The organism is Amycolatopsis lexingtonensis, assembly GCF_014873755.1.
GTDB lineage: Bacteria > Actinomycetota > Actinomycetes > Mycobacteriales > Pseudonocardiaceae > Amycolatopsis > Amycolatopsis lexingtonensis.
The window spans coordinates 7,296,592-7,313,255 of sequence record NZ_JADBEG010000001.1 but is presented as its reverse complement, the minus strand read 5'-3'; the positions used below and the strand labels follow the sequence as shown (position 1 = coordinate 7,313,255).

20 protein-coding genes and 2 tRNA genes are annotated in these 16,664 nt (G+C 70.2%); 14 read left to right on the top strand and 8 right to left on the bottom strand.

Features of this window, described 5'->3' with window-relative positions:
* Positions 1 to 41: 41 nt before the first annotated feature.
* The 3 genes from H4696_RS33740 (at position 42) to H4696_RS33730 (ending at position 1,318) form a co-directional block, all read left to right on the top strand.
* Positions 42 to 701, top strand: coding sequence for a DUF3566 domain-containing protein (locus H4696_RS33740; RefSeq protein WP_086857117.1), 660 nt, complete (start codon positions 42 to 44; stop codon positions 699 to 701).
* A 49-nt stretch (positions 702 to 750) separates the two neighbouring features.
* Positions 751 to 824: transfer RNA gene (locus H4696_RS33735), tRNA-Ile, on the top strand.
* Between the two features lie 77 nt (positions 825 to 901).
* Entirely contained in the window at positions 902 to 1,318 is a 417-nt protein-coding gene (locus H4696_RS33730; protein WP_086857118.1) for a hypothetical protein, read from the top strand.
* A 24-nt stretch (positions 1,319 to 1,342) separates the two neighbouring features.
* Here H4696_RS33730 and H4696_RS51325 read toward each other — a convergent pair whose 3' ends face one another.
* From H4696_RS51325 to H4696_RS33710, 3 genes are read right to left on the bottom strand one after another with little or no spacing between them, the layout of a single operon-like run.
* Complete coding sequence (locus H4696_RS51325; RefSeq protein ID WP_086857119.1) at positions 1,343 to 2,545, bottom strand: GNAT family N-acetyltransferase; 1,203 nt, start codon at positions 2,543 to 2,545, stop codon at positions 1,343 to 1,345.
* The gene (locus H4696_RS33715) at positions 2,542 to 2,874 is read right to left on the bottom strand and encodes an ArsR/SmtB family transcription factor (protein WP_086857120.1); all 333 of its coding nucleotides are present in this window, start codon (positions 2,872 to 2,874) and stop codon (positions 2,542 to 2,544) included. Before H4696_RS33715 ends, H4696_RS51325 begins: the two co-directional genes overlap by 4 nt.
* A 57-nt stretch (positions 2,875 to 2,931) precedes the next feature.
* Positions 2,932 to 3,294, bottom strand: a complete 363-nt coding sequence (locus H4696_RS33710) for an ArsR/SmtB family transcription factor (protein WP_086857121.1) — start codon at positions 3,292 to 3,294, stop codon at positions 2,932 to 2,934.
* Between the two features lie 83 nt (positions 3,295 to 3,377).
* Between H4696_RS33710 and H4696_RS33705 the strand changes: the two genes are divergently transcribed.
* Positions 3,378 to 3,857: an ArsI/CadI family heavy metal resistance metalloenzyme gene (locus H4696_RS33705; protein ID WP_086857122.1), complete on the top strand. Its 480-nt coding sequence runs from the start codon at positions 3,378 to 3,380 to the stop codon at positions 3,855 to 3,857.
* Positions 3,858 to 3,870: 13 nt separating this feature from the next.
* Here H4696_RS33705 and H4696_RS33700 read toward each other — a convergent pair whose 3' ends face one another.
* Entirely contained in the window at positions 3,871 to 4,152 is a 282-nt protein-coding gene (locus H4696_RS33700) for a PepSY domain-containing protein (RefSeq protein WP_086857123.1), read from the bottom strand.
* 410 nt (positions 4,153 to 4,562) lie between these two features.
* Between H4696_RS33700 and H4696_RS33695 the strand changes: the two genes are divergently transcribed.
* The 6 genes from H4696_RS33695 (at position 4,563) to H4696_RS33670 (ending at position 7,599) form a co-directional block, all read left to right on the top strand.
* Entirely contained in the window at positions 4,563 to 4,730 is a 168-nt protein-coding gene (locus tag H4696_RS33695; protein ID WP_086679331.1) for a DLW-39 family protein, read from the top strand.
* 32 nt (positions 4,731 to 4,762) lie between these two features.
* Positions 4,763 to 4,835: transfer RNA gene (locus H4696_RS33690), tRNA-Ala, on the top strand.
* Positions 4,836 to 4,945: 110 nt separating this feature from the next.
* Positions 4,946 to 5,401 carry a VOC family protein gene (locus tag H4696_RS33685; RefSeq protein WP_143264961.1) on the top strand — a complete coding sequence of 152 codons (456 nt, stop codon included), beginning with the start codon at positions 4,946 to 4,948 and terminating at the stop codon, positions 5,399 to 5,401.
* An 11-nt stretch (positions 5,402 to 5,412) separates the two neighbouring features.
* Positions 5,413 to 5,859 (top strand): nitroreductase family deazaflavin-dependent oxidoreductase, encoded by a 447-nt coding sequence (locus H4696_RS33680; RefSeq protein ID WP_086857125.1) that lies wholly within the window; start codon positions 5,413 to 5,415, stop codon positions 5,857 to 5,859.
* A gap of 64 nt (positions 5,860 to 5,923) precedes the next feature.
* Complete coding sequence (locus H4696_RS33675) at positions 5,924 to 6,859, top strand: ATP-binding cassette domain-containing protein (protein WP_086857126.1); 936 nt, start codon at positions 5,924 to 5,926, stop codon at positions 6,857 to 6,859.
* Positions 6,856 to 7,599 carry an ABC transporter permease gene (locus tag H4696_RS33670; protein ID WP_086857127.1) on the top strand — a complete coding sequence of 248 codons (744 nt, stop codon included), beginning with the start codon at positions 6,856 to 6,858 and terminating at the stop codon, positions 7,597 to 7,599. Before H4696_RS33675 ends, H4696_RS33670 begins: the two co-directional genes overlap by 4 nt.
* Here H4696_RS33670 and H4696_RS33665 read toward each other — a convergent pair.
* The gene (locus H4696_RS33665) at positions 7,583 to 10,699 is read right to left on the bottom strand and encodes an AfsR/SARP family transcriptional regulator (protein WP_086857128.1); all 3,117 of its coding nucleotides are present in this window, start codon (positions 10,697 to 10,699) and stop codon (positions 7,583 to 7,585) included. The genes H4696_RS33670 and H4696_RS33665 overlap by 17 nt on opposite strands.
* A 98-nt stretch (positions 10,700 to 10,797) precedes the next feature.
* Here H4696_RS33665 and H4696_RS33660 point away from each other — a divergent pair, with 98 nt between their 5' ends.
* Together H4696_RS33660 and lipB are read left to right on the top strand one after the other, a co-directional pair.
* Entirely contained in the window at positions 10,798 to 12,009 is a 1,212-nt protein-coding gene (locus H4696_RS33660; RefSeq protein WP_086857129.1) for a cytochrome P450, read from the top strand.
* Positions 12,010 to 12,019: 10 nt separating this feature from the next.
* Positions 12,020 to 12,655, top strand: a complete 636-nt coding sequence (gene lipB, locus H4696_RS33655) for a lipoyl(octanoyl) transferase LipB (protein WP_086857130.1) — start codon at positions 12,020 to 12,022, stop codon at positions 12,653 to 12,655.
* On the opposite strand, the gene H4696_RS33650 is transcribed toward lipB, so the two are convergent.
* The 3 genes from H4696_RS33650 to H4696_RS33640 are packed head-to-tail and all read right to left on the bottom strand — an operon-like array spanning position 12,639 to position 15,399.
* Entirely contained in the window at positions 12,639 to 14,030 is a 1,392-nt protein-coding gene (locus H4696_RS33650) for an alpha/beta fold hydrolase (protein ID WP_086857131.1), read from the bottom strand. The genes lipB and H4696_RS33650 overlap by 17 nt on opposite strands.
* Before the next feature lie 54 nt (positions 14,031 to 14,084).
* Positions 14,085 to 14,723: a pyridoxine/pyridoxamine 5'-phosphate oxidase gene (locus H4696_RS33645; RefSeq protein WP_086857132.1), complete on the bottom strand. Its 639-nt coding sequence runs from the start codon at positions 14,721 to 14,723 to the stop codon at positions 14,085 to 14,087.
* 1 nt (position 14,724) lies between these two features.
* Positions 14,725 to 15,399 (bottom strand): hypothetical protein, encoded by a 675-nt coding sequence (locus H4696_RS33640; RefSeq protein ID WP_086857133.1) that lies wholly within the window; start codon positions 15,397 to 15,399, stop codon positions 14,725 to 14,727.
* Positions 15,400 to 15,498: 99 nt separating this feature from the next.
* Between H4696_RS33640 and H4696_RS33635 the strand changes: the two genes are divergently transcribed.
* Both H4696_RS33635 and H4696_RS33630 read left to right on the top strand, forming a co-directional pair.
* Complete coding sequence (locus H4696_RS33635) at positions 15,499 to 16,026, top strand: DUF2020 domain-containing protein (protein ID WP_192782677.1); 528 nt, start codon at positions 15,499 to 15,501, stop codon at positions 16,024 to 16,026.
* Positions 16,027 to 16,172: 146 nt separating this feature from the next.
* Positions 16,173 to 16,625, top strand: coding sequence for a DUF6918 family protein (locus H4696_RS33630; protein ID WP_086857134.1), 453 nt, complete (start codon positions 16,173 to 16,175; stop codon positions 16,623 to 16,625).
* Positions 16,626 to 16,664: the final 39 nt, after the last annotated feature.

Sequence of the window (16,664 nt, the reverse complement as noted above, 5' to 3'; positions counted from 1 at the left end):
TCCGACGGCGGCCCCACGGCACGGGTAAGGACTGACTCTTCGTGACACCATCCGAGAATCCCGAGGCAGCGGGTTCGAACGGAACGCCGGCCAGCCCGCCCTGGCAGCGGGTCGACAAGGAAGGCGACGCCGAAGCGACGGTCAAGCTGGCCACGGAGCCGCCGGCCGGAGAGACCCAGCCGGTCTCCCCGGACCAGCGCCCGGTGGTGACCGGAAGCGCCGCCCCCCGCCTCTTCGGCGGCAGCGGCGACACCCCACCGGGCGGCGAGCAGGCGGTGCCCTCGGCGTCGACCCAGCGAGCCCGCCCCAGCGCACTGAGGCGACCAGGTCGCGGCCCGCGTAGGGCATCGCTGCAGGTCAAGCGGTTCGACCCGTGGTCGGTCCTGAAGCTGTCCCTGGTCCTGGGCGTGGCGATGTTCTTCGTCTGGCTGGTCGCGGTCGGCGTCCTGTACACGGTCCTCGACGGCATGGGCGTCTGGGACAAGCTGAACGGCACGTACTCGTCCCTGGTCGGCGGCGAAGGCGCGAACGCGTCGTCGGAACCCCTGATCAGCGCGGGCCGCGTCTTCGGCATCGCGGCCATCCTCGGCGCGATCAACATCGTCTTGGTGTCCGCGCTGGCGACGGTCAGCGCGTTCATCTACAACGTGTCCGCGGACCTGGCGGGTGGCCTCGAAGTCACGCTGTCGGAACGGGAGTGACCCGGTTGCAGGACCCCTCCGGGGGTCCTGTAAAGTTCTCCTCGTTCAAGGGCCTATAGCTCAGGCGGTTAGAGCGCTTCGCTGATAACGAAGAGGTCCCAGGTTCAAGTCCTGGTAGGCCCACGCAGGTCAAGCCCGGTTCGCGTCTCGTGAGCCGGGCTTTTTGCTGCCTGCGTGGGGGAAGCGGATATCTTCGCTGGATGACGGACATCCGCAACTTCCGGCTTGCCTGTCACACAGCTGCCCGCCGTGTCGGCGGTGAGGTGGTCGAGTTCCGCCTCGCCGATGACGTGACACCCAACTTCCACCAGGCGCTCATCACTTATCGCGATCGAACGGTCGCCGTAGTCTGCACCCGCGACTCGGCGATACTGGCCGTCGCAGAGCCCCGAACCATCCAGTTCGTCGACGACGTTCGCGATTCAGGCCCGCTGACGTTTGTAGACGTTCCTGCGCTGATGGCTGTCCTGGCGGAGCTGCCTGGGTTTGAGGTGCTCCCCCCGTCCGAGCTGAACGGCCCATTCGATCCCGCGGACTGGCCTGACGTCCGGTCGGACGACATGAAGTACTGGCGGCCTGGCAACCTCGGCGAAGCACTTTTCAACTACTGGGACTGACGAACGCCGGTGACGACTTGGCCTTCAAGATCGCAGGCGCTGCGTTCGCCGTTCGATCATCACGACGTCGCGCCACTGGCCGTGATGCCGGCCGATTCGTTCGCGGGTACCTACTTCGCGGAAGCCGGCGCCACGGTGAAGTGCCCTGCTCGCGGTGTTCTCGGGGAAGATGCCGCTCTGAATCGTCCAGATCCCGGCCGCCTCGGTCGAGGCGACAAGCGCCCTCAGCAATGCGCGGCCGATACCCCGGCCCTGAGCGTTCGGGTGGACGTAAACGCTGTGCTCGACGACACCGGCATACACGCACCGAGAAGAAACGGCGGAGACCGCGGTCCAGCCGAGTACGCGTCCGGCGGGATCCAGGGCCACCAGGCGGTGGTCGGGGAGATGGGTGGCGTCCCAGGTGGCCCAGTCGGGCGCCGTGGTTTCGAAGCTGGCGTGCCCGCCGTCGAGCCCGGCTTGGTAGATCGTCAACACCTCTCCACCGTGGTCGGACGTCATCGTGTCGATGCGGACCGGCGCCGGGCGGTCGGCGCGGATGATCGCCGAGTGCAGTTTGTCGCCGACTTCGTGGGTGACGCGGATGTCGATTCCGGCCAGCCCGGCGTCGCGGAGGAGAGCCCGGTAGCGCGAGGCCGTGAGCGCGCCACTGAGGCATTCGACCGCGTCCGTGCGTTCGGCGTCGGTGAGGGTGTCGTCGGCGAGGATGTCGGTGATGCCGAGGCGGCCGCCGGGGCGCAGGACGCGGGCGATTTCGGCGAACACGGCCGGCTTGTCCGGCGATAACGCGATGACGCAGTTGGAAATGACCACATCGACCGAAGCGGCCGGCAGCGGGATGTCCTCGATCGTGCCTTTGACGAACTCGACGTTGCCCACGTCGGCCTGCTCGGCGTGGCGGCGGGCGAGGGCGAGCATTTCGTCGGTCATGTCCAGGCCGATGGCGCGGCCGGTGGGGCCGACGCGGCGGGCCGAGAGCAGGACGTCGAGGCCGCCGCCGGAACCGAGGTCGAGCACCGTTTCCCCGGGGTGCAGGTCGGCGACGGCCAGGGGGTTCCCGCATCCCAGGCTGGCCGCCGACACCTCGGCCGGGATTTCTTCGCCCGTGTAGTGGACGGCGCCGAGCCGTTCGGCGTCTCCTTCGCCGGCTAGAAGACCGGTTCCCTCGCCGTCCAGCGCCCGGCGGGCAGCGGCGGCATAGCGCTCGCGAACGGCGTCGGGGTTCATCGGGTGGTCTCGCAGGTGACGGCCGTGAACGGCAGGACTCCGCGGCCCATCACCACGTCGGCGGCGGTCGGGAAGCACGACACGCAGCGCTCGTTGACCTGGTAGAGCCGGGACGTGCCGCGTGCTTCGGCGAGCACGAACCGGGCTTCGGTGAGGATCTTCAGGTGGGCGGACACGGTGGACTGGCCGACGTCGACCTGGTCGACGATCTGCCCGACCGTCATCGGGGCGCCGGTCGGGGCCAGCAGGTTGAGGATCTGCACCCGGGTCGGGTCGGCCAGCGCCCGGAACCAACCGGCGTAGGTCTCAGCGGTAGCACGGTCCAGCACAGCACTTCCCTTCATCGTTAATCGACGATAGACGATAAAGAGAGCCGGCGCGAGGGATCACCCCGGAACGGGACTGTCACCAGGGACGAGCACGGCCGACAGGCGGGCCAGCACCTCGGGGTGGACGCGGTAGTAGACCCAGGTCCCACGCCGTTCGCCGGTGATCAGGCCGGACTCGCGCAGCACCTTCAGGTGGTGGGAGATGGTCGGGCCGGTCAGGTCGAACGCGTCGGTCAGGTCGCACACGCACGCCTCGCCGCCGCCGTGGGAGGCGATCAGCGACAGCAGCCGCAGGCGGACCGGGTCGGCCATCGCCTTGAACAGCTTCGACAGTTCGACGGCCTGGCCCTCGTTCAGCGGTTCGCGGGAGAGCGGGGAGCAGCAGGCGTCCAGCGCGACGATCGGCAGCTGTTTCGGCATGTGTCTATCTTGACATCCATCTATTCAGGGGGCAATCTGAGCCTCGTCACTGTTTCGATGAACGTCTATTCAAGGAGGACGGGATGTCACGGGTACAGCTCGCACTGCGGGTCGGGGACCTCGAAGGCTCGATCGACTTCTACTCGAAGCTCTTCGGCACCGAGCCGGCCAAGCTCCGTCCGGGGTACGCGAACTTCGCCATCGCCGAGCCCGCGCTCAAGCTCGTGCTCCTGGAGGGCGAGCCCGGCCAGGCGACCGTCATGGACCACCTCGGCGTCGAGGTCGAGTCGATCGACCAGGTCAGCGAGGCCGGCAAGCGCCTCACCGGCGAGGGTCTGGAAACGCTGACCGAGGACAACACCACCTGCTGCTACGCCGTGCAGGACAAGGTGTGGGTGCACGGCCCCGGCCAGGAGCCGTGGGAGGTCTACACGGTCAAGGCCGACTCGCAGACCTTCGGCTCCGACAGTGCCGCCCTCACCGCCCCGGCCACGTGTTGCACGCCCGACGCCGAGACCGGCCAGGTCGACAAGGCGACCCAGCCCGAGGGGTGCTGCTCCTGAACCGGGTGTGTGATCAGTCCCGCTCCATCGTCAGCACGGCGCCGGTCCGCTGGGCGACGTCGACCTCGATGCGGCCCTGGGCGCTGTCCGCGATCTCGACTTCCCAGCTCGGCTGTCCCCGCGCGGTGTCCTGCTCCACGCCCAGCGATCGCCCGCCGTACTTGCCGGTGGCGATCCGGGCCGCCTGGGCCTGGTCGACCGAGTGTGGTGCGGGGGCGGCCGGCGGGGTCGGGGAACTGCACGCGGCGGTCGCGACGAGCAGGGCGGCGGCACCGGCGATCAAGGCGGCACGCATCCGGGAACTCCTTCCGTTGACGACTTTCCCTTCCGAGGGTGTCTTTGGCGGAAGGTGACGACATCAGGGCTCGACCCTGAGATGTCCCGGATACAGGTCAGCCCTGCCGGGAAGAGAAGACCGGCAGGGCTGAGCAATCACGGTCGATGCGCACCACGGTCGCCTCTCGGCGATGAGGCGCATCGCGGCTCCAGCCGAACGGAACTCCGCGAAGGCAGTGGTTGAGGCCCGGGGGACACGGTGGGCGCACCGACCAGTGGGTACAACAGGACACCCGGGCCCCGTATTTCCCCGGACGTGTGACGTCGATTACCGGTGGTTCCACGTGGAACCACCGGCACCCGACATCACTTCGCGGGCGGTGCAGTAACATCGCGGGGTAAGGGAAGCAAGCTGAGAAGGGGGCTTCGGTGAAGAAGCTGCTGGCACTCGCGGTCATCGCGGGCGGCGTCCTGTTCGTCGTGAAGCGCAACAAGGCGGCCAAGGCCGAAGCCGACCTCTGGCGTGAGGCGACCGCGCCGGTCCCCTCGAACAACGGCACGACCCCGGCCAAGCCGGCGGGCGCTTCCCACAACTGAGGTTTTCCGCGGGCGGTGCGCCGTCCGCGTCCGGGGCTGTAGCTCAATTGGTAGAGCACCGCCTTTGCAAGGCGGGGGTCAGGGGTTCGATTCCCCTCAGCTCCACAGCACGACGACAAAGGCCAGGTCCGAAGACCTGGCCTTTGTCGTACCGGAAATTGTCGAGAACCCGAAGCCGGCTCCGTCCCAGGAGTACGAGCGGCCACGGAGGCCGCGTGACACGGGAGGCAATCATGGCGATCCACCGGCTGGACCACACCGGTTACGTGGTCGAGGACCTCGCGGCCGCCGTCGCGTTCTTCGTCGAACTCGGCATGGAGCTCGAAGGCGAGACCACGGTCGAGGGGGACTGGGCCGACAAGCTCATCGGGCTCGACGGCGTCAAAACGGACATCGCCTTCCTGCGGACGCCGGACGGGCACGGCCGAGTCGAGCTCTCGACCTTCCGAACGCCGACCACCACGAAGAACGCGCCGTGGGCTCCCGTGAACGTTCCGGGCATCCCGCGCATCACCTTCGTCATCGACGACGTCGACGACGTCCTCGAACGCCTGCGCGGCCACGGCGGTGAACTCGTCGGCGAAGTCGCGCGGTACCAGGACTACTGCCGGTACGCCTACGTCCGTGGTCCCGCGGGCGTGATCGTCGGGCTCGTCGAAGAACTCAGCTGAAGGGAACTGTCATGGCCGTCGCCGATGACCTCGACCGCGCCACCGACTCGGCTTGGGATTGGGTCGCCGAGCAAACCCGCACATACCTGGACTCCGGGGGAACCGAGGGACACGAGTCGAACGGTCTCCGCACGCTGATCCTCGCCACGACCGGACGCCGGACCGGGACCCCGCGACGTTGTTGTCTGATCTACGGCACCTCCGGGGACGACTTCGTGGTCGTCGCTTCGAAGGCCGGTTCCGACGACGATCCCGCGTGGTTCAAGAACCTTCAGGCGAATCCAAATGTCGGCGTCCAGGCCGGCACCCGCCGGTTCACCGCCCGCGCGCGGGTCGCGTCCGCAGCCGAACGCGAGACGCTCTGGCCGATGATGGCGGGCATCTTCCCGCTGTACGACGAATACGCGGGCAAGACCGACCGCGTGATCCCGATCGTGCTGCTCACGCCACAGGACTGACGTGACAGCGCCCGTGTCAGGGTGAGGTCAGGTCGGTGTCAGGCCGGCCGAACACAGTGCTCCCATGACAGAAATGGCGATCACGGCTTCCGGGCTACGGAAGGCCTACCAGGACAAGGTCGTGCTCGACGGCATCGACCTGCAGGTCCCCGCGGGGACGATCTTCTCCCTCCTCGGCCCGAACGGCGCCGGGAAGACCACGATGGTCAACGTCCTGACCACGCTGCTCAAGGCCGACGGCGGCACGATCAGCGTCGCCGGCCACGACATCGCGGCCGAGACCAAGAAGGTCCGGTCCGCGATCGGGGTCACCGGCCAGTTCGCGGCCGTCGACGAGCTGCTCACCGGCGAAGAGAACCTCCAGCTGATGGTGGATCTCAGCGGCGTCAAGGACGGCAAGCGGGTCGTCGCCGACCTGCTCGACCGCTTCCAGCTCACGGAATCGGCGGGCAAGCCGGCGTCGACGTACTCCGGGGGCATGCGCCGGAAGCTCGATCTGGCGATGACGCTCGTCGGCAACCCGCGGATCATCTTCCTCGACGAGCCGACGACGGGCCTGGACCCGCGCAGCCGCCGGACGATGTGGGCGATCATCCGGGACCTCGTCGCCGACGGCGTCACCATCTTCCTCACCACGCAGTACCTCGAGGAAGCCGATCAGCTCGCCGACCGGATCGCGGTGCTCGACCAGGGCCGGTTCGTCGCGGAGGGGACCGCCGACGAGCTCAAGCGCCGGCTGCCCGGTACCCACGTCCGGCTCCGGTTCGCCACCGCCGCCGAGCTCGACGCCGCCGCGCGCGTCCTCACCGACGCCACCCGCGACGACGAAGCACTGACTTTGCGCGTTCCCGGCGACGGGAGCTCGAAATCGTTGCGCGCCCTGCTCGACCGGCTCGACGAATACGCGCTCACCGCCGAAGAGTTTTCCGTCCACACCCCCGATCTCGACGACGTCTTCCTCGCCCTCACCGGCCACGCCACGGAGGTTGTTTCCCGATGAGCACCCACGCCACAGTCATGCTTCGCCGCAATTTCAAGCACATCGCCCGGAATCCGACGTCGGTCTTCAACGCCGTCCTGATGCCGATCGTGATCATGCTGATGTTCGTGTACATGCTCGGCGACGCTTTCGACGTCGGCGTCGATTACGTCGACTACGCCACGCCGGGCCTGATGCTGCTGGCCATCTGCTACGGCCTCGGCGCCACGGCGACGTCGGTGAACTCCGACATGACGAAGGGAATCATCAACCGCTTCAAGGTCATGGACGTCTCGCGCGGCGCGGTGCTCACCGGCCACGTCGTCGCGAGCGTGCTCACCAACCTGATCGCCATCGCGGCTCTCGTCGGCGTGGCTTTCCTGCTCGGGTTCAGCCCGTCCGCGAGTTTCCTCGACTGGCTCGGCGTGGTCGGCATGATCGTGCTGCTCGGTTTCGCGGCCGGCTGGTTCACCGTCGCGCTGGGACTGGCCGCGAAAACGCCGGAAACGGCGGGAATGGCCGCCGTCCCGCTGGTGATGCTGCCGTTCTTCAGCAGCGCGATCGTGCCCGCCGACAAAATGGGTCCCGGTCTCCGCGAATTCGCCGAATACCAGCCGTTCACGCCGATCATCGAAACCGTGCGCGGGCTGCTGACCGGCACGCCCTCCACCGGCTACGCGATCGCCGCGATCGCCTGGTGCGCCGGGATCGCCGTGATCGGTTACGTCTGGGCGCGGGCGAAGTTCACGAAGCGAGCGTGACGCCGGCCAGCTCGTCCCAGCTCGCCGCCGTCCCCTCCCGCGTCGCCTCGGTGAACCCCTCGTCACCGAGGCGACGCCGGGTTTCCGCTTCGATCCGGGCCACGTCCGGGTGGGACCGGTCCGGCAGCCCGTGCAGGGCAGCGCTCGCCGCGAGCAGGCGGGCGGCCTGCGCGGGCTCTTCGCCGCGCAGCGCGAGGTCCGCGATCCCCACGATGACCCGGGCGATCATCAGCGGGTGCCCGGTCTCGGACGCCGCGCGGAAGGCCTCGGCCCGGTGCTCGCGGGACTCGCCGATGTCCGAAGCCAGGTAGCCGAGCAGGTCCCCGGTCACCGCGCGGACGGTCGGCAGCCCGGCGTCGTCGCCCAGCATCGTGGTCGCGACTTCGAGCTGGCGGCGGGCCTGCTCGAAGTCACCGCGCCAGCGCGCGAGCTCCGCCTTCGACAGCGCCAGCTCGGCCAGCGCGTTCGGCCAGGCGACCCGTTCCGCGGCGCGTTGCGCGGCGGCCAGCGCGGTCGCGCTCGCGTCCGCCTCGCCGAGCAGCCAGTACAGCTGGGCCTGCCGCATCCGCATCCGCACGACGTCCTCGGTGGCCCCGACCTCGGTGACCACCACGACGGCTTCCTCGTAGTGCGCGCACGCGCCGGCGAACTCGCCGCGCGCGGCGATGCGATCAGCCAGCTCGGTCAGCGCGAACGACATGCCCCAGCGTTCGCCGATCGCGCGGAACTCGGCGAGCGCCGTCTCGAGGTGCTCGTCCGCCTCGCGATCACCGTGGCCGAGCTGGATCCGCATCTTGCCGAGCTGCAGCCGGGCCACCGCGCGGGCCCACGGGTCTTCGTCGGCGAGCAGCGGTTCGAACGCGGTCAGCGCCGCGTCCGGCCCGTGCAGCAGGCGTTCCAGCGCGGGAGCGAACCGCAGCTCGATGTCGCCGTCCGGGTGCCGCAGGCTGATTTCGTAGGCCTTCCGGATCCAGTCCACCGCCTGGGATTCGTCGCTCTGCTGCCCGGACGTCACGAACTGGACGACGAACGAATAGACGACGCCGCGAAGGACGTCCGGCACCTCGCCGGGTACGGCCGTGGCCGCCAGGACCAGCTCGTTGCCCTCCGCGCGGTGCCCGCCGAGCCACCAGTACCAGGCGGCGCCGGCGGCCAGGCGCATCGCGGCTTCGGCTTCGGCCGCCGCGAGCGCACCACGCATCGCCGCGGCGATGTTCTCGTGCTCGGCCTCGAGTTTCGCCAGCCACGCCAGCTGGTCGGCTTCGCGCAGGTGCGGCTTGGCGGTTTCGGTGAGTTCGGTGAAGTAGGCCAGGTGCGCGTGACGCGCCGATTCCGTCTCGCCCGCTTCCGCGAGCCGCTGCTCGGCGTACTCCTTGATCGTGCCGAGCATCCGGTACCGCTGCACGCCATCGCGCTCGCCGGCCACCACCAGGGACTTCTCGGTCAGCGCGGTCAGCAGCTCGAGGACTTCCCACTCCTCGACGACGTCGCCGCCGCAGACTCGCTCGGCCGCTTCCAGGCTCGCCCCGCCGGCGAACACCGAGAGCCGCCGCAGCACGACGCGCTCGGCGTCGGTCAGCAGCTCCCAGCTCCAGTCGATGACCGCGCGCAGCGTCCGGTGCCGGGGCAGCGCGGTGCGGCTGCCGCCGGTCAGCAGGCGGAAGCGGTCGTCGAGCCGGTGGGCGAGCTGGTCGAGGGACATGGTGCGCAGCCGCGCGGCGGCGAGTTCGATCGCCAGCGGCATCCCGTCGAGCGCCCGGCAGACGCGGGCCAGCGTCGGCAAAGCGGCGTCGTCGGTCGCGAGCTCCTTGCGCACCGCGCCGGCCCGGTCGCGCAGCAGCCGGACGGCCGGGGCGGCCTCGATCTCCGCCGGGTCGGCGTCGGGGCCGGGCAGCATCAGCGGCGCGAGCTGCCACAACGCCTCGCCGGTGATGCCGAGCGGCTCCCGGCTCGTCGCGAGGATCCGCAGCCGCCGGCACTCCCCGAGGACGCGGTGGGCGAACGCCGCCGCGGACTCGATGACGTGCTCGCAGTTGTCCAGCACCAGCAGCATCGACCGCTCGCGGAGCGCGGCGATGACCCGGTCCGTCGGCTCCGCGTCCGGTGCCTCGCCGAGCAGCGCGTCCCGCAGCTTGAGCGCGCCGAGCGTGGCTTGCGCGACGTCGCCGTCGGCGCCGATGGCCGCCAGCTCCACCACCCAGGCGCCGTCCGGCAGGTCGCTCAGCAGCTGCCGCGCGGTTTCCGTGGCCAGCCGGGTCTTCCCGGACCCGCCCGGGCCGATCACGGTGGTGAGCCGGTGCTCGGAAATGAGCTCGCCGACCGCGGTGACGTCGGCGTCCTTGCCGACGTAGCTGGTCAGCTCGGCCCGCAGGTTGGTCTTCCGGTCCGCCTCCGGCCGCGCCAGCTCGCCCCGCAGCAGCGCGACGTGCAGGGCCGAGAGTTCCGGTGAGGGGTCGACGCCGAGTGAATCGGCGAGCGCGTCCTTCGTGCGCTGGTACACGAGCAGTGCCTCGGTGTCGCGGCCGCTCGCGACGAGGGCCCGCATCAACGCGGCGACCAGCCGTTCGCGCATCGGGTTCGCGGCGACCAGATCGGTCAGCTCGGCGACCACCTTCGCGCCGTTCCCGAGGTTGAGCTCCGCGTCGAAGTACTCCTCCATGGCCGTCAGTCGCAGGGCTTCGAGGCGGGTCGCCGCGGCTTCGAGCGCCGCGCTTTCCGGCAGGTCGACGTCCTGCAGGGCCGGACCGCGCCACAGCTCGAGAGCTTCCCGGAGCCGGTTCGGATCGGCGGCGAGGCGTTCGAACCGCACGGCGTCGACGTCGTCGGGACCGATCAGCAGCCGGTAGCCGGTCGGCTGCCCGTCGACGGACCCGTCCGGCAGCGCCTTCCGCAGCCGGGAAACCAGGCGCTGCAACGCGTTCGCGGCGTCGGCCGGCGGCTGTTCACCCCAGATCCAGTCGACCAGCGTCGCTTTCGGGACGACGTGTCCCGGGTCGAGCGCGAGGGCGGCCAGCAGGCCGCGCAACCGGGCGCCCGGCACGTCGGCCGGCGCGCCGTCGTCCGCGCGGACCTCGAATGGACCCAGCATCCCGATCTGCACCAGGCAGATCTTGCCACGGCCGCCGGTGTCCGAGCGGTGTCAGGCCCGTGTCAGCCGGCCCGGTCATCGTGGCGGCAGCCACCACGAAAGGAAATCCGATGAGCAACCTGGTCGACGTCCCGCACGGCCTGCCCATGGAGCGCGACGCGGGCCCCTTCGACCCGCCGAGCGAGATCAGCCGGCTGCGCGACGCGCGCCCCGTCAGCCCCCTCGTGTTCCCCGACGGCCACGAGGGCTGGCTGGTCACCGGCTACGAAGAGGTCCGGCAGATGATGGCCGACACCCGGTTCAGCTCCCGGCTGGACCTCGACGTCGTCCACGTGCCCTACGAGACGGGCATGCCCGCCGCCACCGAGCCGTCGCCGCAGCTCCCGGGCATGTTCATCGCCATGGACCCGCCGGACCACGGCCGGCTGCGGCGCAAGCTGACCGGCGCCTTCACCGTCAAGCGGATGAAGACGCTGGAGGACCACATCGTCGAGATCGTCGAGCGGCAGCTGGACCACCTGGCCGGGCTGACCCCGCCGATCGACCTGGTCAAGGAGTTCGCGCTCCCGGTGCCGTCGCTGGTCATCTGCGAACTGCTCGGCGTGCCGTACGCGGACCGCGAGAGCTTCCAGGCCGACTCGGCGCAGTTCATGGTCCGCGACCAGCCGCTCGAGACGAAGATGGGCGCGTACGTCGCGCTGAACACGTACTTGACGGAACTCGTCACGAGCAAGCGCGCCGAGCCCGGTGACGACATCCTGTCCGACCTGGCCCGCCACGAGGACCTGACGGTCGAAGAGCTGACCGGCGCCGCGTTCCTGCTGCTGCTCGCCGGCCACGAGACGACCGCGAACATGCTGTCGCTGGGCACCTTCGCGCTCCTGGAGCACCCGGAGCAGGCCGCCGAAGTGCGCGCGAACCCGGACCTGCTGCCGGGCGCGGTCGAGGAACTCCTGCGCTACCTGTCCGTGGCCGACATCTTCTTCCGCTACGCCACCGAAGACCTGGAGCTGGGCGGCGAAACGATCACCAAGGGCTCGACGGTCGTGGTCTCGCTGCTGGCCGCCAACCACGACCCCCGCCGCTTCGAAAACCCGGACACCCTGGACGTCCACCGCAACGCCCGCGGCCTGCTGTCGTTCGGCCACGGCGTACACCAGTGCCTCGGCCAGCAACTGGCCCGCATCGAGATGCGCGCCGGCTTCGAGGCCCTGCTGCGGCGGTTCCCGACGCTCGAGCTCGCCGTGCCGGCCGGGGAGGTGAAGCTGCGGACGGACATGAACATCTACGGCGTCCACGAACTGCCGGTCACCTGGGCGTAGCCTGGATTTCGTGGGATGGCCCATCAAGCGGGTCGACCTCGGTGAGGTCGGCTACCAGCAGGCACTCGCCGACATGAGCACCTGGGTCGCGCAGCGCCAGCAAGGCCTGGCCGAAGACCGGCTCTTCCTGCTCAGCCATCCGCCGATCGTCACCTACGGGCCGCGCACCAAGCCCGAAGACCTGCCGGCCGATCTTCCCGTCGTCCAGGTCGATCGTGGGGGGTTCGCCACGTACCACGGGCCCGGGCAGCTCGTCGGTTACCTCGTCGTCGACGTCAAGGCGCGGGGGCCCGTCGACATCGTGCGGTGGCTGGAAACCGGTCTGGTGGCCGCGCTGGCGAACCTCGGCTTTCCCGCGGTCCGGCGGGAAACGCCGAAGGGGGAGTCGAGTCTCGCCGGGGTGTGGACGCCGGACCACCGGAAGGTCGCTTCGATCGGCATGCGGATCCGGCGGGGCGTCACCAGCCACGGCTTCGCGCTCAACGTCGACCCGGACATGAGCGCCTTCCGGCACTTCGTCGCCTGCGGCCTCGCCGACGTCACGATGGTGTCCCTCGCCGAGCTCGCGGCCGAACGCGGACGAGGGACACCATCGGACGCCGAGGTGCGAGACGCCGTTTTCGCTGCCCTCAGCGAAGAAAGTTGATCACCGCGTCCCGGCCCGCGTGCCCGCGCTCCCGGTTCTGGATCGAGTGGGACTCGCCCGGCACGATCACCAGCCGGCCGCTCGGGGCCTGGGTCGCTTCCTCCTTCGCCCACTCCAGCGGCGTCGACAGGTCGCGGTCGCCGTTGAGCAGCAGCACCGGGATGTTCGGCAGCTTGCCTGCCGGGTTCGAGCCGGGGCGTTCGGCCGGCCACGGGAGGCAGCTCTGGATGAATCCCTGCCGCGTGGCGACCTCCGTGGTGTACGGCCAGGTCGCGCTCGGCGGCAACGTCCGGGCGGCCAGCGACAGCAGCGGTTGCCGAAGCGGCTCCGGCGTCGCCGCCGAGCCCCACGGGAAGCGCTGGTCCGCGCACAGCGTCGCCGCGTGGAGGCCGGAGCTGAAGGACGCCGGGTCGTCGCCGCCGGACTTGTAGGCCTCCAGCAAGCCGTCCAGGTGCGCCGACGCGCCGCCGCGGGCTTCGTGGAGGGCGCCGATGAGGTCGCCCGCCTCCGCGTTGCGGTAGGTCGGGTCGACGAACTCATAGGTGACGATCAGGTCGAAGATCCGCACGCCGTCGGCCGTGCCGCGGTGGCGGACCACCCACGCCAGGTCGTCGGCCGGGTCGTAGCCGCAGGCCGGGGCCACCGCGCACGCCGCGCGCAGCACCCGGGCTTCGGCCGTCAGGCCCGTCAGGTAGAGCGACGCCGACGCGGTCGCGTGGTGCGGCAGCACCGAATCGAGGACGACCTTGCTGACGTTCGCCGGGTGCGCGAGCGCGTACCGCGCCGCCGTGAACGAGCCGTACGAGACGCCGTCGACGACCAGCTTCGGCACGTCCAGCGCGCGGCGCAGCTGGTCGAAGTCCGCGACCGTCTGGTCGGTCGAATACAGCGGGGCCGTCGGGCCGAGGATCCGCGCGCACTCCCGCACCGCGTCCGCCGTCGGCGTCGCGATGTCCGAGCTGCCCATCTGCTCCTGCAGCCCCGGGCACTTCAGCGCGCCCGACGGGCCGGTGCCGCGCTGGTCGAGCATGACGAACCGGTAGTCCTTCGAGACTTCCGGCAGCCGTTGCTTCGCGATCCGCTTGATGGCGCCGACGCCGCCCTGCCCGGGCCCGCCGGTCAAGAAGAGCAGCACGCCTTTGGGCGCGTCGGCGTTGTCGGCGGTCGCCACGGCGAGGTCGAGCGTGCCCGGCAGCCGTCCGGTGTGGTCGAGCGGCACGGTCAAGGTCGAGCAGGTGAAGCCCGGTTGGCCCGGGCACGGGTGCGGATCCGTCAGCTTCGGTCGTCCCCCAGGACGCGCGTCGGCCGAGGCCACACCCCCGAGTGCGGCGGTCAGCGCCAGGACCAGCCCGGCGGTCAGGATCTTCGAGCGCATGGGTGCATCATGCGCACAGCCGCCCGCGTGCGGGATACCCCCGATCAGGGCTTCTCAGGGCCAGAGGCGTTCGCGGACCCAGGCGCCGTCGGTCTTGCGGTAGCGCAGCCGCACGTGCCGCCGGTCGTGGCTGGCCTGCCAGAACTCGACGACGTCCGGGTCCACGAGGTACCGCGTCCACGTTTCGGGTGCGGTGGCCGGGTTTTCCGCCACCCAGCGTTCCGCTTCCGCGGCCGCCGCGTCGAGGTCGGCCGGGTCCGCCAGCACCTGCGACTGGCGCCCGATGAACGCTTCGACGCGCGAAGCCGGCGGCCGGGCCAGGAAGTCCTCCGCCGACACTTCGGGCGCCGCCGGGGAAACCGGTCCGCGCAGCCGGACCTGACGGCCGCGGCCGGGCCAGAAGAACGTCAGCGCGGCACGGGGATCCTTGCGCAGCTGCAGGCCCTTCGGGCTTTCCGAGCTGGTCGCGACCGCCCAGCCGGCCGGCCCGACGTCCTTGAGGATCACGACGCGGGCGTCGGGCGCACCGTCGGCGTCCACTGTGGACAGTGTGACGGCGTGCGGCGCGAGCACGTGTTCCCCGGCTTCGGTCAGCCACTCCAGGAACAGCGCCTGCGGGTCCGCCGGCGCCGTTTCCGGCGTGAACACGGGGAGTTCTTCGGGGAACGAGGGCCAGCCGCGCAACCGCACCATGTCAGTAACCGTACGGCCCCTGCTGGGGGTGGTGCCCCGGCGGCGGGTAGACGGGCGGCTGCGGACCGGCCGGGCCGGCCGCCGGTGGCGGCGGGACCTGCGGCATCGGGGGCTGCTGCTGCCAGCCTGGCGGCGGCTGTTGGGCGGGCGGTTGCTGTTGCTGCGCCTGCTGCCACTGGACGTACTGGTAGACCTCGGCGGGTTGTGGGAAGCAGTACGTCAGCTTGGCGTTGACCGAGCCCTGCACCGCGGCGCCCCAGAACTTCCCGCCGACGAACGCGAACATCTGCCCGGCCGAGAGGTCGACCGCGACCATCCGCGTCTCGCCACCGAACTGGTTGCCCGACTTCGCGGACGCGGCCTGCGCGGCGTCCGGGTAGACGCGCTGGCCGACGAGCCCGGCGATGACGACCGAGGCCGCCGTCCAGCCCATGGTGCCGATCAGGTTGGCGCGCGCGTGCTGCGTGGCGCGGCCGGTGAAGTCGTACAGCGCCGCGGCGCTGACCTCGGGCACGGCGGCGGCGATGACGCAGTAGTTCATCGTCGAGAGCATCACCGATTCGGTGAACAGGCCGACGACGGCGGTCGCGGGCCCGATCTGCACGGAGTTCAGCCGGCCGCCCGAGCGCTGGATGCGCTCGGCCACCGCGCCGAGGTACTGCTCGGGGGTGAGCACGCCGGGACCTCCCTGATCTGGACCGACCTCGCGGCCATCGTCTCACGGCGACGTCAGCCAGCGGGTTTCACACACGCCTCATGGTTGACTGTGCGCGCTATGCGACGACTCGTACTTCTCGCGCCCGCCGTGGTCCTGCTGGCCGGCTGCGGCCCCACCATCGTGTCCGGCACCGCGGCGCCCAGCACGCCGTCCGCCGCCTCCGCGGCCGGCTCCGGCCTGCCGCCCGAACCGCAGCCGGGCGCGACCGAGGACTGCCCGTACCTCGGCAGCGAATTCGTGGCCGAGTCGAACGGCCAGCACGTCTCGAAGGTGCGCGTGTCCGCCGACCAGCCTCACCCGGCGTGCTTCTTCTATCGCCCGGACGGGAAGGTCCAGCTCACCGTCCGGGTGTACGTCGGGGACGCGAAGACGGCGACGGCGCTGGTCAACCAGGCGGCGCCAGTGGACTCGTCGAACCCGGCGAGCGACCCTTCCGGCTGGAAGGGCGGCTATTTGTCCACCGACGACGGTGCTGTCTACGCTGTCGCCAAGGGCTCCGCGGCGGTCATCGCGACCACCAACCAGAAGCAAAGCGTGAAGGCACGCACAGTGGTCAAGAAGGCTATCGCTGCGCTGAAGCTCTAGGTAGCGGGCTCCACACGGGTGAGTGATGTTGATCTTGTATTACCCTGTGCGTCACGCGCAGGCTTCGTGGACTCGCGCACCGCAGCCACCGGGGATCCCCACCCCGGGGCGGGGCACCAACTCTGCAACGACAAAGGACAAGATTCGTGGCTGACACCCTCAAGGAAATCCTGCTCGACTCCAGCCGTCGCCCGGCTGTCGTCTCCGACTTCGAGACCCTCGTGGACGCCGAGGTCTCGGACAAGGGCGGCGTTTCGGGTGCCGTCGTGAAGACCGGCTTCGCCGCGGTCAAGAAGATCAAGCCGGGCATCATCCCCTCGGCCGTCGACACGCTGCTGCCGGACTTCGCCTCCGCGCTCGAGCCGTTCTACGGCGACTACCGCGCCAAGGGTGGCAACGACTTCGGTGCCTACCTGTCCAGCCGCTCGGACGAGGCCTCCGACGCGCTGCTGAGCGTCACCGACTCGCGCGCGGAGAAGAGCAGCCGCGACAGCATCAAGAAGGTCTACGGCAAGCTGCGCCCGAACGGCAAGAAGAACGTCGAGGAGGCGCTGCCGCGTCTCGGCCAGCTGATCGACAAGCACGCCGCTGCCGTCTGAGCTGGTTCCGCGCAAGACTGAAGAGGCCCCCGGTGCACC